Raw genomic sequence first — 26885 nt, 5'->3', positions numbered from 1 at the left:
CTCTTACACCTCCACCTTTTTATCCAGTAGTCGGCTTGAGACAACGAAAATAATGATAGCGACTAAAAGATATAAAATGAAGACTGTAATCGGAAAATTGTGAGCTTCTTGACTCTGAACGATGGACCAATTTTTTCCGACTTTGTCATAGTGCATATTTGGAACAGGATTGACTTGAAGCCCAAATGAAAAGATCGGGGTATTTCCTAGAACCCGGGCAATCAAGGTTTCCAATGTATTCCACACGATCCAAATACCGACTAGGACGAGCCAGCGAAATGGTTGAATTCGCGGATATTTAGCAAGCGCGTGATAAATCGTCCAATAAAATAGCATCAATACACCAAAATAAACGGATACCGCAAAAATCCCTAAATGAAAGGAAGCAATGAGATTGATTGGTAAAAGGTTTGCGGAAGTCGTGACCATATCAGATGACATTAATTGCTTCAGTAAAATAAACCCATAGCCCAATAAAAGAAGCTGGGAGATAAGTTGAAAACAACCCACTGACGCTAATTTTGAAAAGATTAACTTCCAACTGCTTTGTGGATTATACAGCCACATTTGCGTTTTCCCTTCAAGATTCAAAACATAAATCAGCATAATTGGCATAAATAGGACTTGAATAGACATCGCAAAAACATACATTGGGACAACAAGACTTTGATCCCCCATTTTATCGGCCGCAATAAAGCCGACAACCATTGCTAAACATACACAAATCAGCCAAGCGATGGACCAAAACCGTAATAATATCATGTCTTTTTTAAATAATCCCCAAAATGCTTGCATGAATCGAACACCTCACTCTGTATCAGTGTATTAATTAAATGGTACACTAGAACAAAATAGAATGTCAACATCTTCTTTGTGTAAATGAATTTCCCCTCAATTTCAGTAGGATTCGTAACTGGATCGTGACCACTTTGAGATTCCTCCCCCGATTTTGGGCACGATTTGTACGCGATTGTTACCGTTTTAGGCTCCCTCCATCGATTTTGGGCATGATTCGTGCGCGATCGTTACCGTTTTAGGCTCCCTCCGTCGATTTCGGGCATAATTCGTGCGCGATCGTTACCGTTTTAGGCTCCCTCCCCCGATTTTGGGCACGATTCGTGCGCGATCGCTACCGCTTTAGGCCTCCTCTCTCGATTTCGGGCATGAAATGCGAACGATTGAAGAAATTGGTCAATTGGTTTTTGGTGACGCTGCCTTTGTCCTATATCAGCTAAAATTTTTAAATACACTCCTAAAGAATTCACTTCTTTTTCCAAAGAAAAATCAAAAAAGTGCTTGACAATTTCGGTTTCAATGTCTACCATATAAAGACAATTGTTTTTATACAAAGGACATCTAAGGAGTGAACGAATTTGAAAAATGGTGTTTCTATCGGTCTATTTGGTCTAGGCACAGTTGGATCTGGAGTGATTCAATTGATTCATAACCACCAAGAAGAACTTTTCCACCAAGTTGGCTGTGATGTAAAAGTGAAAACGGTCTTGGTTCGTAATATTGAGAAAGATCGGGATGTACAAATTGGGGATACGGAGTTAACGACAGACCCCAATAAAATTTTGCAGGATCCGGAAATTGATATTATTATTGAAGTGATGGGCGGAGTTGAAGAAGCCCGTGAACATATTATCAAAGCTTTGAACGCCAAAAAACATGTAGCAACAGCCAATAAAGATTTGATTGCTTTGTATGGCCCCGAACTCCAACAAATAGCGGCAGAGAATAATTGCGACCTTTTCTATGAAGCTAGTGTTGCCGGTGGAGTACCGATTTTAAGAGGTTTATCAGACGGACTTGTTTCAGATAGAATCCAGAAATTAATGGGGATTGTTAATGGGACGACGAATTATATCCTCACGAAAATGGATGAAGATGGCTTTTCTTATGAGCAAGCTTTAAAAGAAGCTCAGGAGCTTGGTTTCGCTGAAGCCGATCCAACAGCCGATGTGGAAGGATTAGATGCGGCAAGAAAAATGGCGATTTTAGCAAGGCTCGCTTTTTTCACCAATGTTGCGCTTGATGATGTGGAAGTCGACGGCATTAGCCAAGTCGCTGTAGAAGACTTAAATTACGGTAAAAAACTTGGTTTAACGATGAAATTGATCGGTCTTGCCCATTTCGAAAATCAACAATTAGAAGTGAGTGTGCAACCAACATTCTTAGCAAAAAGCCATCCATTAGCTGCGGTAAAAAATGAATATAATGCGATCTATGTAAATGGGGAAGCGGTTGGGGAAACGATGTTTTATGGTCCTGGAGCTGGTAGCTTGCCGACTGCAACGGCTGTTATGTCTGATGTTGTTGCGATTATTAAAAACATGAGGCTTGGTGTGAATGGCCATAGTTTTGTCGGACCTCGATTTGCGGGTGCACTGAAAGCAGCTGATCAGCGTTTTAGTCAATATTATTTTCGTCTCCATTTAAAGGATGAAGTCGGTGCCTTTTCTAAAATTACCACTTTATTCAATGAGCTTGGAATCAGTTTTGAACAAATTTTACAAACCCCTTTAAGTAAGGATGAGCTTGCAGAAATTATTATTGTGACGCATACTGTTTCTTTAGACAATTTCCAAACAGCATTAATGAAATTAAAAGATTTACCTGTCGTAGATGAAGTGATTAGTTATTATCGTGTTGAAGGAGATGGAAAGTAAATGAATTGGCCGGGATTATTAGCAAACTATAAAGAATATTTACCAGTAACAGATGAAACACCGGCGCTTACGCTACAAGAAGGCAACACCCCTCTTGTTCATCTCTCTAATTTATCTAGAGAGCTTGGGATTGAGTTGCATGCAAAAGTGGAAGGAGCAAATCCTACCGGCTCTTTTAAAGACCGTGGCATGGTCATGGCTGTAGCTAAGGCAGTGGAAGCTGGAAGTAAGTCGATTATTTGTGCTTCCACAGGAAACACTTCCGCGGCTGCAGCTGCTTATGCAGCGAAAGCAGGCATAAAAGCGATTATTGTGATTCCCAAAGGTAAGGTAGCCCTTGGAAAATTAGCGCAAGCGATGATGTATGGGGCTGAAATTGTCGAAATCGAAGGAAACTTCGATGAAGCTTTAAATATGGTTCGTGCCATTAGTGAATCTTCCCCCGTGACACTGGTTAACTCTGTGAATCCTTACCGATTAGAAGGCCAAAAAACCGCTGCCTTTGAGGTTTGTGATCAATTAGGCCAAGCACCCGATATTTTGGCGATTCCTGTTGGGAACGCGGGGAATATTAGTGCATACTGGAAAGGTTTTAAAGAATATCATGAAATGAAGCAAAGTGGCCTGCCGAAGATGTATGGCTTTGAAGCGGAAGGAGCTGCCGCGATTGTGCAAGGAAAACCAATTGCTGAGCCTGAGACTGTGGCAACCGCCATTCGCATCGGGAACCCTGCTAGTTGGCAACTTGCAGAAGCAGCCCGCGATGAATCAAATGGGATGATTCAATCAGTATCAGATGCTGAGATTCTCGAAGCATTCACATTACTCGCCAAGACAGAAGGCGTATTTGCAGAGCCTGCCTCATGTGCTTCGATTGCTGGAGTTTTACAGCAACATAAAAAAGGCAACATTCCGCAAGGAGCTAAAGTTGTCGCTGTCTTGACTGGAAATGGCTTAAAAGATCCACAAACAGCCATTGGTGAGATCAATATTGATACAACGGTGCTTCCGAATAATGAAGATCAAGTTTTAGATTATATTAAAGGTATTATTTCAAATGAATAAGTGCGTTATTACTGTTCCGGCCAGCAGTGCAAATGTTGGCCCGGGATTTGACTCAGTTGGCATTGCGGTAAGTAAATATTTGACTGTGACGATAGAAGAAGCGGATCAGTGGAAATTTGAACATCACTCGATTCATTTACCACCTGTTGCAAATCCACATGACCATTTAATCTATCAATCTGCTTTAAAGACAGCTGAAACTTACCATGCTTCTTTACCCGCTTGTAAAGTTTTGGTAGAAAGTGACATTCCACTGGCGCGTGGACTTGGTAGCAGCGCTTCCGCCATTGTCGCTGGGATTGAGTTGGCGAATCAACGATGTCGTCTCTTATTATCTGACCAGGAAAAATTAGCGATCGCTACCGAGATCGAAGGGCACCCAGACAATGTGGCCGCCTCTTTATTTGGTGGATTCGTCATCGCCTCTCAGCTCACAAACGGTGAGATTGAATGGTTTCAAAAGGTCGATCAGCAAGTGGAATTTGTCGTTTCGATCCCCGATTTCGAATTAAAAACGGATGATGCTAGGCAAGTTTTACCGGAACAATTCACTCGTCACGAAGCCGCAGCGGCAAGTTCTGTTGCCAATATCGTGTTTGCTGCTTTTATCTCCGGTGACTATGAACGAGCTGGTAAACTGATGGAACAAGATTTATTTCATGAACCTTATCGAGCTAGACTTATTCCAAATTATGACCAAATCCGCTTTGAAGCAAAATCAGCGGGAGCCTACGGTACAGTGATAAGTGGTGCCGGTCCGACGACCATTTCTCTTGTTGGAAAAGGAAAAGGGGAAAAAGTTGCCACATACTTAAAAAGTAAATTTCCCGATTATACAGTTGAGTGCTTAAACATGACATCAGTCGGTGTACAGGTTCACCCTGCTCTCTCTTCTACAACATAAAAAGAAGCCTTGGACAAATGCGCCCAAGGCTTCTTTTTATATCAAACATTTATTGAACATACAAGCGAGCTTGATACTGTGCTTATCGCGAAATACAAAAAGTAGTATGAGCTGTTGCAATTCGACTTCGATCCTTTGAAACCTAACTTTGAGTTAATGATGCCAGAGGCTCTACTAGTAGAGTAGTTCAAATTCGTTTGGTTAATTGATAATATTGCTTTTTTTCTTTATTAAACTCAGTTGTATATTGATTAAATTGTTTTTCTTGTTGGTGCAGTTTTTTATACAATTGATTAATTTCTTTAATTTGTTCATCTAATTCTTTTTCGTTAAAATTTTGCTCTTCAATTTGGCCATATAATTTTTGGTTTAATACAATGACGGAATGATAATCCTCTGTATAGTTTAAGTAGAGCTGATGCCGTTTCTCATTAAGCTTTTCAATCGATGATACGATCCTTGCTTGCTTAGGGTTCCTCACTTTTTTGCTAATGGGTTGGATGGACGCCATCGTCGTATAAGCTTTACTAAAGTTTTCCTTACTTTCTTCTAAATGTTTCTGCTGTTTTTCAATCGAGCTTAGCGCTTCTTTTGCCGTTTTCTTAATGTCTTTACCATGATCCACTTGATAGGACATCAATTGATCGTATAACTTTATTTCCTCTAGTCCGGCATTGCTTAATTCCTGTTGATTGTTCGCAAATATTTTTTCGAACTGAGCCGATTCCTCTAATGCCTGTGTGATTTCTTCGATCCGCTTTTGTTCCTTATGTTGGATATATAAGGATGCTATAAAATAAATGGCGACAATCATTAATCCAAATGCGCCTATTCTTCTAAACCACTTCATTGCTTTTTCGATCCCCTTTATGCCTAATGAATGGAGTAGCAACGTCCATTGCATTGGAATGTATAAGGTGTTTGGTCATTGGTTAGCACCTTGGTTTGGTACTTGTTTTTTTGTAGATAGTTAAGTAATTTGGGAAGATATTGAATCGTTTCAGGTTTATCATGCAATAAAATGATTGGTGACTCTCCTGCCCTGCTCAAGTTGTCCGTTTCTTGGATAACTTTGTTTACAAAACGATTATCCTTTAAAGCCCAGTCCTCACTGTCTACATTCCAGTCCCAAATTTTGAAACCATGTTTATCTAAATGAACTCTCATATCCATCGTTAGATAAGGAACACTTCCATATGGCAAGCGAACTAAATTGGAATGGACCCCTGTCAGATCTTCAATGATTTTTTGACCCTCGAGCATTTCGGATAAGGGAGCTTTGGGAGATTGATAGATTTGCTTCGCATTATGAGTGATCCCATGCATCCCAACAGCAAACTCTTCATCGACCATCCTTTGCACAACATCTGGATGATTCTTTATGTTCGGCCCCAGCATGAAGAAGGTGGCTTCCATATGATATTGATTTAACAGATCTAGGAGCTGGCCCGTAAAAGGGGATGGCCCGTCATCAAATGTTAAGTATACAATCTTAGACTCATTATCCTTTTGCAATTGTTCCAGAGCTTCTGCTTGTTGTTGCTTCTCTAATTCAATCTCTTTTTTTATCTGGATCGATTCATTGAGTTTGGATGAGGTAAAATCATGTTTTTCCACAGGTGATGCTTGAATGGATTGGGCCATTGCAATGGAAGGATTCGCCTCATAGCCCTCTGCTGATTTTACCTTGACTAACATTCCCCCTAGAAAAAGACAGAGTATAACTAGAGTGGTAAATATGTAGACTAGAAACTTCTTATTTTGGGTATGTTTTGTTTCTCTCATTCCGGGACAAACCTTTCTATTAGAGGATGTGCAAAGAGTATGGATCAAATGGATAAAGGATAAACAGCTAAAGGCGCCACGCCTTTGTGACCTGCGTCCTGCAGGCTTCAGTGATTTATGTATAAGTTAGTAGTCTATTCGATCATTCCTCGACAAAATTCTACCAAGGCCTTATTATCTATTGTACCAAATTATGTTACAAAAAGGTTACATTCGTCGAATTTTGTTTATATAAATTTTGCTGTTCCTTTATTGCCTGTAGTACAAATATCCTACCCGCTGCTCCGATGATTTAAATCGAAAACATCCACACAAAAAACATCCAGCCTTCCCTGTCATTCTTCATAACAGGGACTGGATGTTGCCATTAAACATATGAAACTTCTACACTCTCACCATTGACAATCGCCTGAACTTCTTCTCCGTCTAAAGTTTCCTTTTTCAATAAAACTTCAACTAATCGTTCATATTCGTTCTGATGGGCTTTGATCATCAGCTCTGTTCTCTCCAAAGCTTTTCCATATAATTCTTGCATCTTCGCATCTTTATCTTGTTGATCAAATGTTAAGGTGAATCCATCCTCCAGCATCCCCGTTTCAACCATATCTTCTAACAGTTTTTTCGCTTGCTGAACGTCCCCACTAACACCTACGCTATGTTCTCCTAAATAAAGTCGTTCAGCCACGCCACCTGCCAAAATCATGCTGATTTGATCAAGTAATTCACTTGTCGTGGATAAATGCATTTCCTTCTGAATGGGCGCCACATATCCTAATGCTTGCCCTCGTGGAATAATCGTTGCTTTACGAACTGTATTCGGCTTGGTTAATGCTTGAATAAGAGCATGACCTGCTTCATGAATAGCGACTCTCCGCTTTGTATTAGGATCATTCAGTGCCCGCGAAGTAGAACCAAGGATCGTACGGTCAAGCGCATAATCAAGATCAGCCATTCCAACCAATTCTCGTCCTTCTCTAACAGCTCTTCTACTAGCTGATTCAAATAAGGAACTAATTTCAGCACCAGAAAATCCTGAAGTACTATCTGCTAGAAGATCTAATGAGGCAACGACCTCTTCAGAAAGTTGCTTTCCTTTTGTATGGATATCGATAATTTCCTTTCGCCCTTTCATATCTGGCAATGGAACATGGAAACTAAAGTCAATACGGCCTGGACGTAAAAAGGCATCATCTAGCATATCCTTACGGTTGGTCGCGGCAATGAATAAAATCCCTTCATTGGCATGTCCCCCATCTAATTGAACAAGCAATTCTGTCAACGTTTTTTCCGCCTCTTCGCCACCGTGCTGTTTTCTTTTTCCAGCAAGTGCATCCACTTCATCAATGAAAATAACCGCAGGTGTAGATTTACGCGCATTTTCAAATAATCCCCTAATCCGGGAAGCTCCAACCCCGACAAATAATTCCGTAAAAGCGGACCCACTTGCTGTAAAAAAGCTTGCTCCCAATTCATGAGCCATCGCTTGGGCGAGGAGCGTTTTGCCTGTTCCTGGAGGGCCATATAATAAGATCCCTTTTGGCGCCTTAATCCCCAACCGTTTGGAACGTTCAGGTTCTTTGACGATTTCCAATGTTTGCAGGATCTCATCTTTCATTTCTTCGGGTAACCCCCCGATATCTTTCAGCGTAATGGAAGGAAGTGGCATCGGTTTGGCTGTGCCATGCTTCATTTTCGCCCCAGCAAAACCACCTTTTTTCTGGATTAAAAAACCAGCACCCACCAACACAATCAATAAACCACCGAAAAGCCAATTGCCGGCTTGTGAACCGTCAGAGTATTTATATTGCACATTATACTTCTCTACTAATTCTTCCACCTTCGGACTATTCGGGCGAAAATGAGAAATGTATTTTCCTTCTGGTGTTTTTATATAAATGGTTCCATCCGCCATTTCTTTAAGAGAAACGACATCACCATTCTCTGCTTGAATCACTTTTTCTATTGAGGAAAACGGAATAACCTCTCCTTTATTTATCGAAAAAATCGACCAAAACGTAAGTCCTGCAATTAAAATCAAACCAATGACTAGAGGAACCATCTTCGTTGCATTTTTAAAATTTGATTTCAACCTTCCATCTCCTCACATTTTAGAAAATCTAGTCCTAGTATATCATTTTAAGAGATAGTCGTCATTGGCTACTATTGACAGTTTGCAAAATATTAGATCACGATCAGGCAAAGAAAATGAATTTAAAAAAAGGTATCCGCCCATTAGAAATCAATGGGTAGATACCTTTATATATTTCAATCTGAGGAATTTTAACGCCAGTCTAAAAATCCTTGTTCCAATCCACGAATTAACACTTCGGCGGTTCCCATATTGGTTGCCAGCGGGACACCATACACATCACAGAGACGCATTAACGCCGAAACGTCCGGTTCATGGGGTTGAGCTGTTAAGGGATCACGTAAGAAGATAATTAAGTCCAATTTGTCTTCAGCAATAAACGCACCTATTTGCTGATCGCCACCAAGTGGCCCTGATTGAAATCGAGTCACGGTTAATCCTGTTGCTTCCATAATTTTTAAGCCAGTTGTCCCTGTCGCATATAATTCATGGTTTTCAAGAATCAGTTTATAGGCTATGGTAAAACGAATCATATCCTCTTTCTTTTTATCATGGGCAATCAGTGCAATTCTCATTCTATCTCCTCCTTGTCGGCCTGTAATACTGGACTCTGTTGTTGCGAATTCGTGCCGTTTAACCACTTATATTGATTCAATTGTAATTGAAAAAACCTTAATGGTCCTAAAAATAAGTCTGGATTGTTTTCAAGTTTTTCCAATTTCAGTTGATTTTCGTGAATCATGTTTTCAAATTCCTCTACGCGTCCCTCTAATGTTTCAAGCGGATCGCGGAAGAAAAGATGGACATCTCGCCCAATACTTTTCTCAAATAATTGAAATTGATAAAAGAATTTCGTTGCAATCGATTCACTAACCTCTTCGTAATTTTCATTCTCAATAAAATTACGATATGATTTGGCTAATACCGCATTGTTTTTTGTAAGTCCACCGAATAATTTTCCAGCACCTTTTAATATTACTTGAGAAGGCGTCCTCCTTAACAGAATATTTTCATCATCCATTTGAACTGGGATGGTCATCCGATCTGCATCTCTCTGCCAATCTGCAATCACTTGAAAATCGCAGCGGAGCTCAATGGGCCGCTCCCCTAGATATTCATTGAATCCTATTTCCCATTCCTTTAAATGGGATTGTGATTCTTCTAATTTTTCTTTTGCATAGGCAATCCAATTTTCCAAAGATGAAACATAACTAGGCATGATGGTGTCTTGAATATAGTCATGTATCCGTCGATTGATTTCCGTATTCAATTCAAGGTGAATGGTACGAAATTCAGTATCTTCCTTAATGAAATCAGCCGATTTTCTGATTATTTGGGGAATCGACGTTTTCATTTTCCCTTTTATTTCTTTTTCTATCTTTAAAAAGGCTTCACGAATATCCTTCGCTTTTTCCTCTTCTATATCTTTTAATTGATTGGTTGAACCGTGCAATCGGCCGCAAATGGCCTTCTCACTTTCAATCAAATTCGTCATATCTGCCTTCAATACTTCTAGCTGATTCATAAAGTAGTCAATCCATTTTTTTCCATATGCAAGCCACTGTGCTGTATCCTGGGGATTGGCATTCCATTCTTCGAACTCTATTTCATTTTTTCTTGCCCAATGTTTCACGTCGTCTATTAGAGCTTGAATGGCGCCATTTAAATGGATCCCACTGCTAGATTTTCCGATCGTTGCTTGTGCTCGATCGACGATATTTTGATTAATATTTCCAGGGAAATGGTCGTTCCATGTCAGAATAGCAGAATACACATAAGCGACATCAGCTGTTTGTTCCAATTTTAGCCATGCTTCCAAATAGGTTGGCATTAGCTTCTCTACATTTTGAAAAGGAAATGAACCACTCATCAACTTTTGGTAGGTTTCTTTAAATTCAGTTGATAATTTTCCCAATCTGTGTTCCTCTGAAATATTTAAACTGAGCAATAATGTATTAAAATCGCTTAACCAATCGAATAAAACACCTTGTTCTGCAAACCTCTTCCATAATGTCTGACTCAAATGGTCGAAGGTTTTGAAATCCACTGAAGAAACTTTTTCTAACACAGGAATAAAATAAGTTGGTTCAAAACATACATGCCCATTCTCTACATAGGACTGAAGAACATGGAACCATTCTTTCGCTTTCGTCCTAATTGACTCGTTTACAGCTAGTTCAACAGCGTTTTCCCAATCCTCCTGTTCCTCGAAAAAAGCACGCGCCAGCTTTGTGACATTCGGATAATCGGGATTGAGCAGAACAGCATTGAGAATCATTTGTTTTGCTTCTGTGTGATTTCTCTGAAGAATATATAAACCAAATAACTGAAGAGCGATTTCCGTATTTAACAGGAGCGAATCAGTTTTAATGGATTGGTAGATTTCCTCAGCGGTATCATGCAGCTCTAATTCAAAATAGGCATCTGCCATATTTTTACGCGCCCATGGTTGCCATTCATTTTGGATATTTTCCCATTTAAAAATGGCTGTTTCATAGTCTTGTGCATGAAAATAGATTTCACCTTGGGCAAAGCGAATTTCCGTCAAATCAGCTTGGTTTTTCTTTTGCTCCTGAAAAAAGTGTTCCCCTAATACCGTAACAGGAGATTCATCGTGCTTGTCTTGCAAAAACTGTTCAAAAAAACATTTTTGAATGAACATTTCTTCCCTATTCATCCCTATCACCAACTTTCTTTAAATAGATGTATCATGATGCCTGTCCGCTGGGTATATAAGTCCGATTTGTTTTCTAGCTTCTTCCATTATTCGTGCTGTTACCAGCGAATGATGATGAGAGTTTATCCTTGATTCCAGTTCCCCTTTTTCAATTAGCTGAATAAATTCTTTCACCTCATAGTACATAGAAGGAAAGTCAGCTGCCTTACTAATCGTTTCTTCACGACCATTACGATATTGAATCTTTACTTCTTTAGGTGTCGAGATTTCATCTATTATAATCGTTCCCTCTTCACCTTGAATCTCTGAAGGGCGATAAGCATTCACGATTTTCGAATGCGTTACAACGGCTTCAAAATGTTCATATTGCAAAAGCAAACTGCCTGACCCGTCTACTCCTGAATCGAGCATCACCGCATTTGCTTTGATGGCCTTAGGTTCTCCAAACAAGACAACCATAGGATATAAACAATATACACCTAAATCCATTAACGAGCCATTCGAAAATGCTGGATTAAAGGCGTTTAATACTGTTCCCTCTCGATAACGATCATATCTTGAAGAATATTTACAATAGCTTGCGTCATATCTTCTCACTTGACCAATTTTATGGATATTTTCTTGGATCGCTTGAAAATTCGGTAATAAAGTTGTTTTCATCGCTTCCATCAAGACAACCTGATTTTTTCGCGCCGCCTCGATCATCTTTTCCAGTTCTACCGAATTGGATGCCAGCGGTTTTTCACATAAAACATGCTTCCCCCTATTTAAAAAAGCCAAAGACTGTGTAGCATGAAATGAATTTGGACTAGCAATGTATACAGCATCAAGCACATCACTTGCTGCCATCTCTTCTACATCTGTAAAAATAAATGGGATTCCATGCTTCTCTGCAAATTCCTTTGCTCGCTCTTCTGTACGAGAATAAACAGCTGTTAATTGAAATCCATCTACCTGTAAGGCTGCTTCAATCATCGATTCTGTAATCCAATTTGTGCCAATAATTCCAAACCGTATCATTATCATTTCTCCTTCCTCATGATCCTTATCTATACTATATTGTATTTGGCGTTTTCTTGCATCCGTCCATGCTGAAATTTATCGAAAAAAAACAGAGTTTGTAAAAATCCACTTGAAACATTTTGTTTCTATGGTAAAATACTTTGTATATTTATTCAAAATATTTTCAAAGAACAAAAGTAAAAGCGCAACGCTGTTTTGACCAACATTCTGTTGGTCTCCCATTGACAGTTTTTTACATACACAACTGTGAAGACGAAGACGGCTTGAGGGAAATTCTTTTAGAGAATCGGTGGCTGGTGAAAATCGATGTCTTTTCCTCAGAATAGCCCAGCACTTCTGAACTGGCAAATGCCCGGTCCAAACCGTTATCTTTCTCGAGGCTGTATAGAAAAGCGGAAGCGCCTGTTCAGCGACGTACAAATTTTAAGACTTCTGACGAGATAAAGGAAACACGGTGAGGACAGAGGACGAACCGATGTTGACTTATCGTAGGAAGAAGACGTAAATTTGCTAGTCGCTAGGCGCTGGAGCTAGACAATGAAAAGCGGAAGCGCCTGTTTAGACAGGAGTTACCAATGTCTTTCCATACAGTAAACGAGGGTGGCACCACGATCTTACGTCCCTCATAACAAGGCGCACGCGTCTGTTATGGGGACGTTTTCATTTTTTAAAGATCTTATTTATGAATACCATTAATAAAAATACAAAGCTAGGAGGATCAGTGAATATGTACAAAGTTTTAGTATCAGATGCCATTAGTGACACAGGTTTAGCTGCTCTATATGAACATCCTAATTTTGCCGTGGATAAGAAACCAGGCCTCCCTCCAGAGGAACTAAAAGGAATCATTAGGGAGTATGATGCACTCATTGTTCGCAGTCAAACGCAAGTAACAGCAGACATTCTAGAAAATGCCGATAACATACGAGTAATCGCCCGTGCAGGAGTTGGTGTCGATAATATCGATATCCAAGCGGCAACGAAAAAAGGGATTATCGTGATTAACGCTCCTGGTGCTAACACCATCTCTGCAGCAGAACTCACGATGGCCATGATGTTATCCCTTGCCCGGAATATTCCTGCTGCCCATGCTTCTACATCAGAAGGTAAATGGGAGAGAAATAAATTCAAGGGTGTTGAAATGTACGAAAAAACACTGGGTGTCATTGGAATGGGAAAAATTGGTACAGAAGTTGCCAATCGCGCTTTAAGTTTTGGCATGAATATTCTCGGATATGATCCTTATTTAACCGAAGATCGCGCCCATCAAATGGGGATCACAAAAGCTTCTTTGGATGAAATTGCCCAAGAAGCCGATTTTATCACTGTCCATACTCCTTTGATAAAAGAAACAAAAGGCCTTATTAATGATGAATATTTGGCGAAAACAAAGCCTGGTGTGCGCATTATTAACTGTGCCCGTGGTGGAATTATTGATGAAAATGCCTTGGTTCGCGCCCTTAATTCAGGCCATGTTGCTGGAGCAGCGATTGACGTGTTTGAAACAGAGCCAGCTTCAAATACAGAATTACTTAAGCATCCAAACGTGGTTGTCACGCCACATCTAGGCGCCTCTACTGTAGAAGCACAGGAAAAAGTTGCCCATGAGGTAAGTGAAGAAATGATTGATATTTTTGAAACTCAATCCATTCGCCATGCGGTCAACATGCCACAAATCTCTGGAGAAACGCAGAAGAAGTTGCAACCTTATATTGATTTAGCAGAGCAAATGGGAATTCTAGCGATTCAATTACTAAAACAAGCTCCAGATCAAGTAGAAATTTCCTACGCTGGAGAAATCGCCATGGAGAGCACTGACTTGCTCACACGCCATATTTTGAAGGGCATTTTAACCCATCATCTAGGTGACACTGTGAACCTGATCAATGCGCATCATCTATTGAAAGATCAAGGTGTTGCCTCCAATGTATCGAAAAATCCAAAGAGCAAAGGATTCGCTTCTTACATTGAAGTTACGCTTCACCGTGGAGATAATAAAGCCAATATTGGCGCAACCATTTTAAATGGCTATGGATCGCGGATTGTGAAGATGAATGACTACCGAGTAGATGTTCGTCCAGAAAGCAACCTATTATATATTAAACATCATGATATCCCAGGTATGATCGGCCGCGTTGGTTCCACACTTGGGGATTATGATATTAATATCGGCACCATGCAAGTGGGACGTGCAGACGTTGGCGGAGAAGCGATCATGGTCCTTACACTGGATAAAAAAGCAGAAGGGGATGTACTTGTTGGCCTCAAAGCTTTAAAAGGACTTGAAGATGCACAGTATTTGGAACTCCCCATTGAAAAAGTAACCGTTACGAATTAATTTGGGAATCAAAAACTAAAATGATCCTAAAACTCCCCCAAGCATGCACAGGCTTTGGGGGAGTTTTATCGTGGATGAACTACAACTAAATTTCAGGGACATAGAACTCTCCTATCTACCCTGATTCTGGATTTCTACTGGATTTCGGGGACATAGAACTCTCCTATCTACCTATAATCCAGGATTCTACTGGATTTCTAGGTCATAGGACTTAAATCAGCCCCGAAGTTTTACTAATCTTTCTCCCAGATCTTTTTCCTGAACACTGTCCACAAGAGTTTCATAGTGTTTATTTTTCAACCATCGACAGTACGAGTTCTTTCACACCTAGTACATTGTCGAGAATATAATCAGCTTCATATTCTTCGAATTGCTTTCTAGCCTTCTCTCCTGACAATCCGGTTAATACGGCGGCAAAGTGACAGCCCATTGTTCTAGCTGCTAATAAATCAGCCAAGGAATCTCCTACGATCAATGTTTCTTTTCCGTTTTTGATTGGGAAGGCAGTCTCAAGACATTCGGGAATTGATTTCTGTTTGCTAGACAAGGCCCACACATATGTAAAGGGATGTGGTTTAGATAAACCCTTGTGGTTTTGAGTCACTTTTTCCGCCGCTAGCACGTCATCAGCCGTAACAATATTATTCGGATCGAAATGCTCGAACCACCCTAAATGTTGAAAGGGCTCGACTGTTTCCAACTCCGGACGCCCAGTGCCAATTCCTATCTGTACACCAGCTTCTTTCAGAGATTCAAACATAGCCGCAATCGCTTCTGGTTTAGCCAAGACCTTTTCATCGGATAAAAATCCTTTTTTCCCTAGTTGCACAGAAGGACGTCCTGTTGATTGAAAAACATATTGATCGCCCACATACCATTCTTGTGAAATAAGTTCACAGGTTGACCACAGTTCACCCTGCTCTCCGAAAACTGTATGATCGACTCCTAGTTTTTCTTGAGCAAGCTGATTCAAATGCGTAAACAAGCCCGCTTTAGAGGCATCAGCGCCTTGGAAATCGTCAAGAAAGCTCTCAAAATCGAAAAAACAATTGGTTTCCGCAAGAGTCTCTTTCATTTCTAATAAAATTTCACGATTGATTTCATGGGTAACCCAATGAGTGATTCGTTCACTCTCTGTTTCTTTTATTTGTTCTAAAAGCATGATAATCTGATAAGCTGCTGTTAAATAAATCATATCCCAGTTGGCATTTAACCCACATGATTTTAAAAATGTAAGGACTTTGTCTTGAACGAAGACACGAGCACGAATTTCATCGATTTCATCGTCGGTATAGTGGGTTTTAAATTCGTTTGGAGATAATCCTAAATATTGCTCACTACATAAAACCTCCCAAACGGTTAATGCCGATGCATCAAAATAACGTTCCTCACTTAACAAAACGCCATCCACATCAAATAAGACTGTTTTTATCATATCGCCTCTCCTTAACGCTACTTTCTTATCACTATTTTTTAAAAATTAATCTTCGTCTTTTGCATCCCAGTCTTCTGGAATCGGTTCTGCTAACCATTCTGCTAACATCATTTTATACTTTTCCATTTGATCTAAATGGGTATCAAATTGATCTTTGTAAATTAAATATTGCTCCCCATCGTGTAATGCACGTATTTTTTGCCTGAGTATCAATTTTTCAATTATTTTCGGGCTAACTTGCAAATACTCTGCTGTTTCCTCTATCGTCATATACAAACTACATCGCGCTCCCCTACATAAAAGTTATGTACAGCTATGGATAAAGCGAGAGCCAGTTCCCGCATCTTTGGAAACTGGCCGTTCAATCTTATTGATTTTTTTCGACAGGAGGAATTTCTTTGTTTAGGGCCTCAAAGAATTTTTGCACTAAAAAGTAAGTTGCTCCTAAATCTCCCAATCCATCATAAGCTGATACGATATCCACACTGCAACGTAATGGCTCTACCTGTACAATCGTGATCACGATTTGATTGCGACGGATTCCCCGTTTTTCGATGAGCATTTCGCCCCGATCATAATCAAAATGGGTCACGTTCCAGCCCGTCATTTTATTGTTCACAACGGATGTAATCGTTTCAGATATTTTGCGTTTCCCCGTCTTATAATAACGTGTTTTCAATTTAGGATCCTTTGCCCTGTCACTTGTTTCCGTACTGTTTCGCCATAATCCTGTAATGACGCGCATAACTGACACAGCATATCCCCCCTTATATTCTATTTAAAAATATGTATATATAATCTATTATATGTCTTTTCCCTACTCTATGTCCATTATCGCAAAACAATTCTGTAAAAATCTTTATAAAAAATGGGTATTTATTCCAGACAAGAATAAATACCCATTCTATGATCTAAGATTGTTCGCTTCAGAACTTAAAATTAATCAAAATAGATTTCTTTGCCCTTTTCGGCGGATTCGTAAATACCACTAAGAATTTTTGTCATTTCGACTCCGTCTGCTACTGGACTAAGCGTTTCTTTTTCTCCTAAACAAACATCCACAAAATGATCGATTTCTGCTTGGAAAGCTTGACCAAAATCGAAAGTTGTACTATCTACCTGCGGAGCAAGGTTTAAGATGGTGTCATATTTCTCTGTCACAATAGCTAAACTAGGTTCTACTTCTGCACCACCTTTTGTGCCATATAATTTAACGGAGATTTCGTCTTGTTTCGCATGTAAGGTAAAGCTGACATCAACAAGTAGAGAAGCACCATTTTCAAAGCGAATCATTGCATTGGCCATATCTTCTACCGTGTTTTTGTCTGGATCATAGTCTGCTGCCTGATAGAATGAGAGATTTTTTATATTTTTTCTATTTCCTAGTTTATTATAGGTATTTCCGGAAATCGATTTTACTTTTGGACAACCCATTAAATACCAAAGAACATCGATCACGTGAACTCCGATATCGATAAGCGGGCCGCCACCAGAGCGTTCAATATCAGAGAACCAGCCACCCGGATTTCCGAGTCGACGAATACATGTTGCTTTAGCATAGTAAATTTCGCCAAGATCGTCTTCTTCGATAAATTTTTTCAAAACTTGCGTGTTAGAAGCATAGCGACGAACAAAGCCAACCTGTAATTTCTTCCCTGTCTTCTTAACAGTTTCTTCCATTTCATAAGCTTTTTCCATACTTGTTGTCATTGGTTTTTCAACCAAGACGTTTTTCCCACTATTAAGAGCGGCAATCGCAATATCAGCATGAGTATTGTTCCAAGTACAAATGCTCACTGCATCAATATCCTGATCATTCATTAGGTCATGATAATCAACATATGTTTTACTTGCTCCATATTTCTCCGCTTTCGCTTTAGCTCTTTCCTCATTTAAATCACAAATCGCATACAACTCTACCTTATCATTGTTAGCATACGCATTTAGGTGCGCTTCAGAAATAGATCCCGCACCAATCACGCCAATTTTAATTTTAGACATCATGATTCCTCCCTTAAGCTTCTTCTAAAAATCGTCGGACATTGTCCATTCCAATTTTCGAACCTTTTCTGCAATCTTCCATACCTTCAAATTCAACCGAAATATAACCATCATAGCCTGATTCTTTGATGATCTTGGCTACTTCTCGCATATCAATATCTCCATGCCCAACAATGGCTCCTCTTAAGTGATTGCCATTGATTGTTTGAAACCAACCGTCTCCAGGATTTTGATAAGACGGACGCCAATAAAAATCTTTAAAGTGAACAAAAGAAGCATATGGTAGATTCTTTTTCACTGCGGCAACGGAATTTTCGTCTACACACATGAAGTTTCCAACATCGACGGTCGTTTTGAAATTGTCGCGATTCACTTCATGGATCAAGCGTTGAACACGATCACTTGCTTGCACATAAAGCCCATGGTTTTCAATACTTGTTGTAATACCCAATGGTTTTGCATAATCCGCAATTGCTTGGCATGCTTCCACTAAGATAGGTAAATCTTTTTCAAATTGTAGAATAGACGCATCTTCTCCGGAACGCCATGCAACATCATGACGCATAAGCTTGACACCTAATTGCTGAGCAATGTCGACATGTTGCTTGACTCTTGCCACTTCCGCTACAAATTCTTCACGACTTTCTGTAATAAAGTTTGCGCCAATCAGATAATGTGAAATATCGATTCCTACATCATTTGCTTTCTCTTTGATTTGTTCAATGAGTTCAGGCTTTTTAATTAAGTCCAATTCCCCCATTGGAACAATTTCAATATGCTCGCCACCTTGATCTGCTACCCATTGGATCGCATCCAAAATACTCATTTCTCCAGTGTTCATTGCTTGCGATAAACTGTATGAACTTAATCCGATTTTCATTAAAAAACACCTCTTTTTGTTGAGATCCAGCGAATAGAAGGATCGGAAACTGTTAATCTATTAGTCTATATTTTGCCTATCTATTTACTAAAACCGTTTCACCTTTTTCCTGTGATTGATAAGCAGCTTTCACTACCTCCAATGTGCGTAATCCATCTGTTCCTGTAATAGATGGTGATCTGCCTTCTTTTACACAGGCAATAAAGTCATTGACTAATCCATCATCCATATCTTCCGCATACGGTAGTTGGGTAATAGAGTTCGCTTCATCATTATAGTAGAGAGCAAATTGCTTAAAGGCATCGACTTCCAGATTTCCTTTTGTGCCGACGAATTTAATAATCGCATCTCCCCATGTTGGGAAAGTTTGCGGTCTTGACCAACTATGGTCAATCGACACGATGGTGCCTGACTCTAGTTCGATGCTAACGAGTCCACAATCTTCTACATCGATATCATAGAAACGAGTGTCCATTTCCGCATAAACGCTAGTCACTTCTTCTTCCATTACCCAACGAATAATATCCATAATATGAACGATATGGTCTGTTGCCGCCCCACCCCCTGACAATTCTTTTTCGATAAACCATCCACCAGGCATTTTCCCATGGTTCATACCTGTAATCGCTACGACTTCCCCAATGGCTCCCTGTTGAATGATTTCTTTCGCTTGTTTAAAACCTGGTGCAAAACGAACTGGATAAGCAATTTCAAAAATAACGCCTGCTTCTTCACAAGCTGCAATCATCTCTTTGGCGTCTTCCACTTCAGTGGCGATTGGTTTTTCGCAAAGAATATGTTTTTTCGCGTTAGCCGCTTTAACGACATGTTCTTTGTGATTGGCATTCTCGGAGCAAACCACCACCGCATCGATATCTGTCCCTAAAAAATCATCCAAATCGGAAAAATAGTCACAGTTGAATTTTTCGCTCATTTCTTTCCCGCGCGCTTTATCTTCATCCCAAATACATGTCAATTCTGCATCAGGATGCTTGATAATATAATTGGCATAACTTGATGCATGCATATGAGCAAAACTGATAATCCCAATTTTCATGTTAACGTCCCCCTTCCGCTAAAGTGACAGGTTGACCTGTTTCACTAGATTGAACAGCAGCTTCTGCTATTTCAATGGCTTTAAGCGCGTCTGTTGCCGTGACAATTGGTTCAGCTTTCCCAGCAATACAATCTAAAAAATGCTCGAATTGCCGTTGATAAGGATCCTTATGCATCAGACTCTTAGGCATTTGCACAGCCTGATCTGAAGAACGCAGGTTCAAGGAAACCGGAATCGTCGCATTATGATCATAAGTGATCATCCCTTTATCGCCTGCTAATTCATACGTCGCTTGAAATTTTGTCTCTGCCCACGACAGCTCTACATAGGCGATCGTGCCATCAGCCATTCTTAAAGTAACAAAGCCGTATTCCAGTTGTTCATCCTGATGATCACGCTTTACATGTTTGGCCATCACTCTTGTTACATCCCCAAATGTCCATTGTAACCAATCAAATTCATGTGAACCTAAATCTAAGAATAAGCCGCCACTTTGTTCTTCATCTGCATACCATTCTCTTCCTGTCGGAAAAGGCACCCCTCTTGTGAGGCGAACAACACCTGGCTTCCCAATGGCTCCGTTTTTCACTTGCTCTCTGGCATTCGCATATTCTGGGAAGAAACGGAGTGTATGCCCTACTAGTAATTGAACGTCATTTTCTTCACATGCTTGAATCATTTCGGTTGCTTCATTGCTTGTTAACGCCAAAGGTTTTTCACAAATCACATGTTTTTTTGCCTGAGCCGCTTGTTTGACAAATTCACCATGTGTCACGGTCGGTGTACACACATCTACTACGTCTACATCCACTTGATTCAATAACTCTTCCAAACTAGTAAATGGCTGCACATTATATTTTTCCGCGACTACTTGGATCTTATCCTTATTCCTAGCAACAACTCCAACCACCTCAACATCTGCTACTTCTTTCCATTTGTCTAAATGTCTTTGCCCAAGTTTCCCTATACCAACTACCGCAATTTTCATCAATCTTACCACCTCACCATTGATCTATTAGAGGATGTTCAAAAAGTAAGGATCAAAGGCTAAATTCGCGACTTCCTGTCGCAACGCCTTTGTGACCTGCGTCCTGCAGGCCTCGGTCAAAATGACACTGCGAATTTCTTCGTTGGCTTGCTTCTCCGCTGCTCGAAGGCTGAGCCGCCTCGAACTTTCGACGCACAGGATGTGCTAGTGTCGGCGTTGCTGACAGGACGTCAGCGCCTTTAGCCGACGGGTCCTTTTTATCCTCCTTTTTGAACACGCATTTTTATATCGTTTCCTATTTACTTGTGATATATGAAAATATTATTACCTAAATCCATCGCTATTCGTGTCTCGTTTCTATTTAGATCGCCAGTTATCAAATCGTAGAATGGAATAAATCATGTAATAAAACGGAGGCGGCTCCAATCACCTCGGAATCTGCGCCAAAGGAACTTGGCAGGATGGCAAATTTCTCCGTATGCGTTTCCAACGAATGTTTTAACACAAATTCATTTAACTTGCGAATAAAATAAGGGTTATCATTGGCCAGTTCCCCGCCTACGATTATTTTTTCCGGATTAAATAAGTTGATCAGGTTCACAAGTCCGATTCCTAGGTAGAAGGCCACATCATCCAAAATCACCAGTGCCAATGGATCCTCTTGTAAAACGGCTTGTTGAAACTTTTCGATCGTAAGTTGCTCATTATCTTTGAGCCACATCGACATCGTAGATTTTTTCCCATTTGCCATTTCTTCCTCAATTCGCGATTGAATCGTTTGCCAGCTTACATAATTTTCCAAGCAGCCAATATTTCCACATTCACAGATCGGCCCATTAAAATTGATCGTTGTGTGCCCAAATTCTCCAGCTCCCCCAAGATAACCGCGATAAATCGCATCATTGACAAGAACACTTGCCCCAACCCCATCACCAATCGTCACATAGATGAGATTTTTAGCCTGCTGATAATGACCATATCCTTTTTCTGCTAAAAGGCTTCCATTTGTATCATTATCTATGTATGTAGCGATGTGCAAAGCCTCTTCCATTTTGTCTTTCAATGAAACATTGGACATATTTAATTTAGGATTATACACAACAACCCCTTTATCAGCATCGACAATTCCTTGAAAAGTGATGGATATTCCTAAACAATCCTCCTTTTGATCAAAGTCTTCTAGAAAATCTTGCAGAAGCGTGATCAGAAAGTCACTAAGATCTGAATAGGTTTCGTTTTGTAATGAGTGGGTGATCTTTTTTTGGACATTGGCATATAAATTGAATGCTGCAATCGTGATTTTTGAAGCATTTACTGCCACGCCAATAAGAAAGCGGTCATTCGGGTTTAATTGTACAAGTATGGGCTTTCTCCCACCACTCGAAACTCCTGTTCCGCTTTCCATGACAAGTGAATCTTTCATTAAAGCATTGATACAAGAAGCCACCGTCGTTGGACTAATCTGGACAATTTTGGAGATTTCTGCACGGGAGATGGGACCTTGTTTCCGAATGATATCCAAAATAATCGCTTTATTTAGTTCCCGTATTAACTTGGCATCACCTGTTCTGACCAATGTCATCCCCCACTCTTTTCTCCACTGCTACAACTACTTTCTCCAACAACTTTATTAAGTCTAGAATAGCATAAGCAACATATGGAATTCAATGCTTTATACATTTTTATTATTTATTTTTTATCTATGATGGCTTGCTCTAAAAATAGGCCCTCTGGTACCTCAGCCTCAAATTGTCCAGGCTGTTCTATTCCAAGCGCTTGAAGAACGATCGCCGCAGTATCCATAATTGGAAAGCCTTCTTTTAATTTCATTTTCGTATTCATTCCTGGTCCATGGCATCCCCAAAAAACCGTTTTATTTTGAGGATGATCGCTTCCATGAGAATAGTGGTTTTCCCCTCCACCGCCATGATCAGCTGTTATAATCACCAAACTACTATCCATTAGATGAGCCTTCCTTAAGGCATCTAGAACGGTTCCTACGTATTGATCAGCTTCTGTAATACTTGCTAAATAAGACTTTGTTCCATAACCATGTTGATGTCCCGCTGCATCCGGTCCATCTAATTGAACAAAAATCAAAGCAACATCTGGGTTTTCCGAAATATAGGTTGCAACGGATTCCACCAATTCTGCATCAGGTTGAGAAACAGAGTGGTCTTGAGCGGATTGCTCAATAATACCATGATTGATCGGCCCCCATGCACTAAATGCTGCTAATTTACTAGTAGGGCGTGCTTGTTTGATGATTTTAAAAATAGACGGATAACGAGAATCTTCTGGATAGGTTTTAGTGGCAACGATATCATTATTTAAACCATGTACATCCGGCGATACGCCGTGTAATAAGGAACCCCAACATTCTGCACTAATGGTTGGTGAATTTGCTTGAGCAGAATAGGTAAGCACCCCTTTTTCTAACAAACCATGAATATTCGGTGTCTCCGTTTCCTTAATAAAGTTCCCTGCACCGTCTAAGCCAATAATAATGACTCTCTCAATCTGCTTCGCCATTTCCTTCACACTCCTCCTTCGATAATTCTACCTCGTCTATTATCATACTAATTTTACCAATTGATGAGCATAAATCGTACTATCTAGAGAATGCCTATCGGGTTCCTTGGCTTGACAACGGGTAAGCGCGATCACAAAAAAGTAATGTCCTCTTGGCGCGTCTTCTGTCACATGTAATACGCCATCCTCAGAAATAGTGATTCCCTTCATTGCTGTAATATCTTTCAGCGTGGTTCCTTCCGCAATCGCCCAATCAATCGATTCATCCTCTATTTTTTCTCCGTACTGATCCAATAAATTGGCGTGGAACGGTTGTCTTTGAGTTTTCTCGTGTCTAGGAATATCTACTTCCATTACTTTTTGCTGTGGGACGATTTGGATTTGCAATGGTTTTGGAACCGCAGTTGACACTTTTACATGACATACCTTTTTCACCTTAGGGTTGGATTTTACTTTTACCGTGATAAATAAATCGGCATTTTCAGCAATATTTTTGGTTAAGACGATCTCTCCGGTTTCTGCGTCAATCTTGGCACCTGGAATTTCCTTAGCATAATCCCCCGAAATCGTTTCGGAAAATTGCCATATAAGAGACGTAGCCGTGAAAGGTTGATCAAATTGATCGAGAACAACGGCTTTCAATTTAAATGAAACGGAATCCTGTCCTTCTGGTCGTTTGACACAATACCGTGGGCCATCTTTCTCAAAGCGAATATCATTGGCTTTAAAAGGCTCATCTTTTTTATACACTCGAAAATAATCAATAATAAACTCTTTTGGAAAAATCCGATTCGCCTTGCCCATTCCACCTTCAGGATATAAACCTAAAAATGTCATCATTCGATAATCAAATGTCCGATCCGTTGTTTGAACAAGTTGATTATCCACATAGTATTTTGTACCATTTTCATCCCATTCAAATCCATAAATATGAAACTCATTCCCTGGATCAAAATCAAGCTTAGTTTCAGGGACATGCAAATACTCCAGACTTGTACTCTCATTTGGATGCATAACCGGACGCCATGACGTTAAATTGTCTAGGCCGATTTCAATAATATCCACCTCCCCTGTCTCATTGGATGTTCGTTTATCTATTACAGTTGGATCCGTTATTTCTGCGTATAGATTTTGGTCATCTTGCACTCCAATCATCCACCATGCTACATGACTTCCATCCCCAGTGTTTGGCAATTTTGCCCGAATTTCGAAATAGCCGTATTTCGTCGCAAATCCATCAAACTCAGGTATCATTCTACTATCATCATATTTATTATGTCCAAATCTATGAAGATATGTTTTTTCAAATGAAGTGATACTTGAATTTTCGGCATTATCATAAGGGCTCCATGGTCTAGAATCAATATCAGCCCTTACGACAATAGCTCCATCTTCCAAAATATAATTCGTTTTTGACCTCTGGTCATCGGACCAATTTCTTAAATATTGATCCGTCCACATCGAGCGATCTAAATATTCCTCGTCGAACTCATCATGTCGATAGAGTTTCCAACCAGGTTTTTCAAGGGGATTGGGTGGCATATCTCTTCCAGCGGTTTTTTCGATCCTGACCTTTATCTTTGCTTCAACCTTAGGTTCTTCTTTAGAGCTGGCAATCACTTCTATTGTCGCCGGCTTTGCTTGTGGCTGAATCACGAGCAGTCCTTCTTGATCAATAGCTAGCCCATGTACCGACGGGGTAATCGACCAATGCACATCATGTAAATCAATCCATTCCCTATTCTCAGTTCTTACCCTAAATCTCCTCCGGGTGTAACCTGAATAAGGGATCTTTAATTCGAGTAACGAAGGCATATTCCTATCTCGATCAACAATTTCTATTTTATTCATCCGCTATCCTCACATTTCTCCGTAACTAATCGGGCTCTTAATGGGCTTTAAAAGCATATGTTTTACTTTTTTCTATACCAAGGCAGTCTGGATAACGGGGCACAAACAATCCTTGTACATGGGCCTTCTACAATACTTCCATCATCCCCATACCATGTTCCTTCTGGAAATTGAATCTCCTTCTCACGCTTTCCTCTTTCAACTACAGGAGCAACAAGTACATTCTCCCCAAGCATAAATTGATCCTTGATCTCGGCAAATCCTTGGTTCGGAAAGACATACTCCATATGCCTTATTATCGGTTCTCCCGTTTTACTGGCATGCTTTGCTAGTGCAATAATTTCTTCTGCAAACTTCACATGCAATTGAGCAGCTTCAAAACAGTATTGATTATTTTCTTCCGTTAAAAACCGCCACGGAGCAGCTGAAAATTGCATCATTGGAAATAAGGCAGAACATTGAGCGTAGCGTACAACCAATTCTTGGTCTAAATGCCTCGCATTTTGTAAGAAATTTTGATATTCTCCCCCACCAATCATATCTGGACAAGTAAATGCGTATCCCATCAAACCTTGGGCGATTCCATTTGGAATCAAGGATCCTAGCCCAGACTGATCCCAGCTATGTAATTTATCGCATAATCTTTGTCCAATCGGCTCTCCCGCCATTTTCCAACAAGCACGAAATTCATTTAATGAATACTTTCGCCCAAACTTCGCAAACCATTCCGCCTGCTCATTTGCATGAATGGACCTAGCACATTGATCATCATTCCGATAATAAATAGGGTCACCAGCATCAAATTTAAATCCATCAATCTTGTATTCTTCGATTAAAAAATCTAATTGTTTTTGATACCAAACAATTGCTTGCTCATTCGATAAATCTAACATGGCGCTGTAGCCATTCCACCACTCCCGGATCGCCGGTGAACCATCAGAGTTTTTCACAAGCAAATCTCTTGCTCTTAATTCTCTATAAGTCGCGCTATCGGGGCTGACAAATGGACAAGTCCATAGCATTACCTTAAAACCAAGATCATGGAGTTTTTGAACCATAGCTTTAGGATTTTGAAAGCGTTCGGTATGAAAACGCCAAACACCATAATCCTCTTGCCAATTATCATCAATCATAAAAACACCAGCAGGCATATCATGTGCCAGAATTTGCTCAGCATGTTGTAATATTTTCTGCTCCTCTTGATCATACATGAGTTCAATCCATGTATTATACTGTGGAGTAGAAAACAAAGCTAAATCAGGATGCTCACCAGTAGGTGGAAAAAAATTTTCTTGCACCGCTTTATAAGCTCCCCGTAAATCGCCATATCCTTCTTCCCATTTGATCTCTCCTACAGCATTATCAATATGCAAACAATCATCGATCCATTCAAAATCAAATGGCTTCTCAGACCATATATACCTCCCTTTGTTTGAAATCAAAACGGGATTCGCTTGATTAGGAGAAGCCAAAGGATTTAAACTCCGTTTGAACCTCTCTCCTCCAAAAGGCATAGAGATACCATCTGAGACAGCACCTCCCCACCAATACTCCCCTTTCAAAATTTCCAATTTAAACTGTGTCATCT

At 40.0% G+C, this 26885-nt stretch carries 22 protein-coding genes; 4 read left to right on the top strand and 18 right to left on the bottom strand.

The features are described from left to right. Nucleotides 1–3: 3 nt before the first annotated feature. Nucleotides 4–795 (bottom strand): hypothetical protein, encoded by a 792-nt coding sequence (locus tag KI363_RS05920; protein ID WP_212965807.1) that lies wholly within the window; start codon nt 793–795, stop codon nt 4–6. 578 nt (nt 796–1373) lie between these two features. Between KI363_RS05920 and KI363_RS05915 the strand changes: the two genes are divergently transcribed. Genes KI363_RS05915 through thrB form a run of 3 tightly spaced genes read left to right on the top strand, consistent with a single transcriptional unit; the run spans nt 1374 to nt 4641 of the window. After that, nucleotides 1374–2672, top strand: coding sequence for a homoserine dehydrogenase (locus KI363_RS05915; protein ID WP_212965806.1), 1299 nt, complete (start codon nt 1374–1376; stop codon nt 2670–2672). Next, complete coding sequence (thrC, locus tag KI363_RS05910) at nt 2673–3737, top strand: threonine synthase (protein WP_212965805.1); 1065 nt, start codon at nt 2673–2675, stop codon at nt 3735–3737. Then, the gene (thrB, locus tag KI363_RS05905) at nt 3730–4641 is read left to right on the top strand and encodes a homoserine kinase (protein ID WP_212965804.1); all 912 of its coding nucleotides are present in this window, start codon (nt 3730–3732) and stop codon (nt 4639–4641) included. Before thrC ends, thrB begins: the two co-directional genes overlap by 8 nt. Before the next feature lie 187 nt (nt 4642–4828). On the opposite strand, the gene KI363_RS05900 is transcribed toward thrB, so the two are convergent. The 6 genes from KI363_RS05900 to KI363_RS05875 form a co-directional block, all read right to left on the bottom strand. Next, nucleotides 4829–5491, bottom strand: a complete 663-nt coding sequence (locus tag KI363_RS05900; protein WP_212965803.1) for a YkyA family protein — start codon at nt 5489–5491, stop codon at nt 4829–4831. Nucleotides 5492–5514: 23 nt separating this feature from the next. Beyond that, nucleotides 5515–6339 carry a polysaccharide deacetylase family protein gene (locus KI363_RS05895; protein WP_212965802.1) on the bottom strand — a complete coding sequence of 275 codons (825 nt, stop codon included), beginning with the start codon at nt 6337–6339 and terminating at the stop codon, nt 5515–5517. 454 nt (nt 6340–6793) lie between these two features. Beyond that, nucleotides 6794–8515 (bottom strand): AAA family ATPase, encoded by a 1722-nt coding sequence (locus tag KI363_RS05890; protein ID WP_373306732.1) that lies wholly within the window; start codon nt 8513–8515, stop codon nt 6794–6796. Nucleotides 8516–8706: 191 nt separating this feature from the next. Beyond that, complete coding sequence (gene mgsA, locus KI363_RS05885; protein WP_158321962.1) at nt 8707–9090, bottom strand: methylglyoxal synthase; 384 nt, start codon at nt 9088–9090, stop codon at nt 8707–8709. After that, nucleotides 9087–11192, bottom strand: coding sequence for a tetratricopeptide repeat protein (locus tag KI363_RS05880; RefSeq protein ID WP_212965801.1), 2106 nt, complete (start codon nt 11190–11192; stop codon nt 9087–9089). The genes mgsA and KI363_RS05880 overlap by 4 nt, the downstream gene beginning before the upstream one ends. Before the next feature lie 18 nt (nt 11193–11210). Then, nucleotides 11211–12212, bottom strand: coding sequence for a Gfo/Idh/MocA family protein (locus tag KI363_RS05875; protein WP_158321964.1), 1002 nt, complete (start codon nt 12210–12212; stop codon nt 11211–11213). A gap of 730 nt (nt 12213–12942) precedes the next feature. On the opposite strand from KI363_RS05875, the gene serA reads away from it, so the two are divergent. Continuing rightward, a complete protein-coding gene (gene serA / locus KI363_RS05870) occupies nt 12943–14553 on the top strand; it encodes a phosphoglycerate dehydrogenase (RefSeq protein WP_212965800.1) in 1611 nt (536 codons plus the stop codon). A gap of 289 nt (nt 14554–14842) precedes the next feature. Here the strand turns inward: serA and KI363_RS05865 are convergent, their stop codons facing one another. The 11 genes from KI363_RS05865 to KI363_RS05815 all read right to left on the bottom strand — a co-directional run bounded on the left by KI363_RS05865 (nt 14843) and on the right by KI363_RS05815 (nt 26883). Then, complete coding sequence (locus KI363_RS05865) at nt 14843–15988, bottom strand: HAD family hydrolase (RefSeq protein ID WP_212965799.1); 1146 nt, start codon at nt 15986–15988, stop codon at nt 14843–14845. Between the two features lie 45 nt (nt 15989–16033). Continuing rightward, complete coding sequence (locus tag KI363_RS05860; RefSeq protein ID WP_158321967.1) at nt 16034–16264, bottom strand: excisionase family DNA-binding protein; 231 nt, start codon at nt 16262–16264, stop codon at nt 16034–16036. Between the two features lie 91 nt (nt 16265–16355). Next, the gene (locus KI363_RS05855) at nt 16356–16742 is read right to left on the bottom strand and encodes a hypothetical protein (RefSeq protein WP_158321564.1); all 387 of its coding nucleotides are present in this window, start codon (nt 16740–16742) and stop codon (nt 16356–16358) included. Between the two features lie 185 nt (nt 16743–16927). Continuing rightward, nucleotides 16928–17989 carry a Gfo/Idh/MocA family protein gene (locus KI363_RS05850; RefSeq protein ID WP_212965798.1) on the bottom strand — a complete coding sequence of 354 codons (1062 nt, stop codon included), beginning with the start codon at nt 17987–17989 and terminating at the stop codon, nt 16928–16930. A 13-nt stretch (nt 17990–18002) separates the two neighbouring features. After that, nucleotides 18003–18869: a sugar phosphate isomerase/epimerase family protein gene (locus KI363_RS05845; RefSeq protein WP_212965797.1), complete on the bottom strand. Its 867-nt coding sequence runs from the start codon at nt 18867–18869 to the stop codon at nt 18003–18005. A gap of 76 nt (nt 18870–18945) precedes the next feature. Continuing rightward, the gene (locus KI363_RS05840; RefSeq protein ID WP_212965796.1) at nt 18946–19926 is read right to left on the bottom strand and encodes a Gfo/Idh/MocA family protein; all 981 of its coding nucleotides are present in this window, start codon (nt 19924–19926) and stop codon (nt 18946–18948) included. 1 nt (nt 19927) lies between these two features. After that, on the bottom strand, nt 19928–20914 hold the full coding sequence (locus tag KI363_RS05835; protein ID WP_212965795.1) for a Gfo/Idh/MocA family protein: 987 nt from the start codon (nt 20912–20914) through the stop codon (nt 19928–19930). Between the two features lie 376 nt (nt 20915–21290). Further along, nucleotides 21291–22496, bottom strand: a complete 1206-nt coding sequence (locus KI363_RS05830; protein ID WP_246516774.1) for an ROK family transcriptional regulator — start codon at nt 22494–22496, stop codon at nt 21291–21293. 107 nt (nt 22497–22603) lie between these two features. Then, nucleotides 22604–23446: an alkaline phosphatase family protein gene (locus KI363_RS05825; RefSeq protein ID WP_212965793.1), complete on the bottom strand. Its 843-nt coding sequence runs from the start codon at nt 23444–23446 to the stop codon at nt 22604–22606. Between the two features lie 42 nt (nt 23447–23488). Beyond that, the gene (locus KI363_RS05820; RefSeq protein WP_212965792.1) at nt 23489–25297 is read right to left on the bottom strand and encodes a glycoside hydrolase family 16 protein; all 1809 of its coding nucleotides are present in this window, start codon (nt 25295–25297) and stop codon (nt 23489–23491) included. A 62-nt stretch (nt 25298–25359) separates the two neighbouring features. Then, nucleotides 25360–26883 carry a glycoside hydrolase family 31 protein gene (locus KI363_RS05815; protein WP_212965791.1) on the bottom strand — a complete coding sequence of 508 codons (1524 nt, stop codon included), beginning with the start codon at nt 26881–26883 and terminating at the stop codon, nt 25360–25362. Nucleotides 26884–26885: the final 2 nt, after the last annotated feature.

Origin of the sequence: Lederbergia ruris (assembly GCF_018332955.1) — a bacterium.
GTDB lineage: Bacteria > Bacillota > Bacilli > Bacillales > Bacillaceae_C > Lederbergia > Lederbergia ruris.
This window is presented reverse-complemented; position numbering and strand designations above follow the sequence as displayed.

What these genes read in the sequence shown, in the direction of transcription:
- KI363_RS05850 (WP_212965798.1), bottom strand. Translation starts at nt 17,989, where the DNA reads ATGTCTAAAATTAAAATTGGCGTGATTGGTGCGGGATCTATTTCTGAA.
- KI363_RS05825 (WP_212965793.1), bottom strand. Translation starts at nt 23,446, where the DNA reads ATGGCGAAGCAGATTGAGAGAGTCATTATTATTGGCTTAGACGGTGCA.
- serA (WP_212965800.1), top strand. Translation starts at nt 12,943, where the DNA reads ATGTACAAAGTTTTAGTATCAGATGCCATTAGTGACACAGGTTTAGCT.
- KI363_RS05835 (WP_212965795.1), bottom strand. Translation starts at nt 20,914, where the DNA reads ATGAAAATTGCGGTAGTTGGTATAGGGAAACTTGGGCAAAGACATTTA.
- thrB (WP_212965804.1), top strand. Translation starts at nt 3,730, where the DNA reads ATGAATAAGTGCGTTATTACTGTTCCGGCCAGCAGTGCAAATGTTGGC.
- mgsA (WP_158321962.1), bottom strand. Translation starts at nt 9,090, where the DNA reads ATGAGAATTGCACTGATTGCCCATGATAAAAAGAAAGAGGATATGATT.
- KI363_RS05865 (WP_212965799.1), bottom strand. Translation starts at nt 15,988, where the DNA reads ATGATAAAAACAGTCTTATTTGATGTGGATGGCGTTTTGTTAAGTGAG.
- KI363_RS05920 (WP_212965807.1), bottom strand. Translation starts at nt 795, where the DNA reads ATGCAAGCATTTTGGGGATTATTTAAAAAAGACATGATATTATTACGG.
- KI363_RS05815 (WP_212965791.1), bottom strand. Translation starts at nt 26,883, where the DNA reads ATGACACAGTTTAAATTGGAAATTTTGAAAGGGGAGTATTGGTGGGGA.
- KI363_RS05900 (WP_212965803.1), bottom strand. Translation starts at nt 5,491, where the DNA reads ATGAAGTGGTTTAGAAGAATAGGCGCATTTGGATTAATGATTGTCGCC.
- thrC (WP_212965805.1), top strand. Translation starts at nt 2,673, where the DNA reads ATGAATTGGCCGGGATTATTAGCAAACTATAAAGAATATTTACCAGTA.
- KI363_RS05840 (WP_212965796.1), bottom strand. Translation starts at nt 19,926, where the DNA reads ATGAAAATTGGGATTATCAGTTTTGCTCATATGCATGCATCAAGTTAT.
- KI363_RS05880 (WP_212965801.1), bottom strand. Translation starts at nt 11,192, where the DNA reads ATGAATAGGGAAGAAATGTTCATTCAAAAATGTTTTTTTGAACAGTTT.
- KI363_RS05875 (WP_158321964.1), bottom strand. Translation starts at nt 12,212, where the DNA reads ATGATACGGTTTGGAATTATTGGCACAAATTGGATTACAGAATCGATG.
- KI363_RS05895 (WP_212965802.1), bottom strand. Translation starts at nt 6,339, where the DNA reads ATGTTAGTCAAGGTAAAATCAGCAGAGGGCTATGAGGCGAATCCTTCC.
- KI363_RS05820 (WP_212965792.1), bottom strand. Translation starts at nt 25,297, where the DNA reads ATGAATAAAATAGAAATTGTTGATCGAGATAGGAATATGCCTTCGTTA.
- KI363_RS05830 (WP_246516774.1), bottom strand. Translation starts at nt 22,496, where the DNA reads ATGACATTGGTCAGAACAGGTGATGCCAAGTTAATACGGGAACTAAAT.
- KI363_RS05845 (WP_212965797.1), bottom strand. Translation starts at nt 18,869, where the DNA reads ATGAAAATCGGATTAAGTTCATACAGTTTATCGCAAGCAATGAACACT.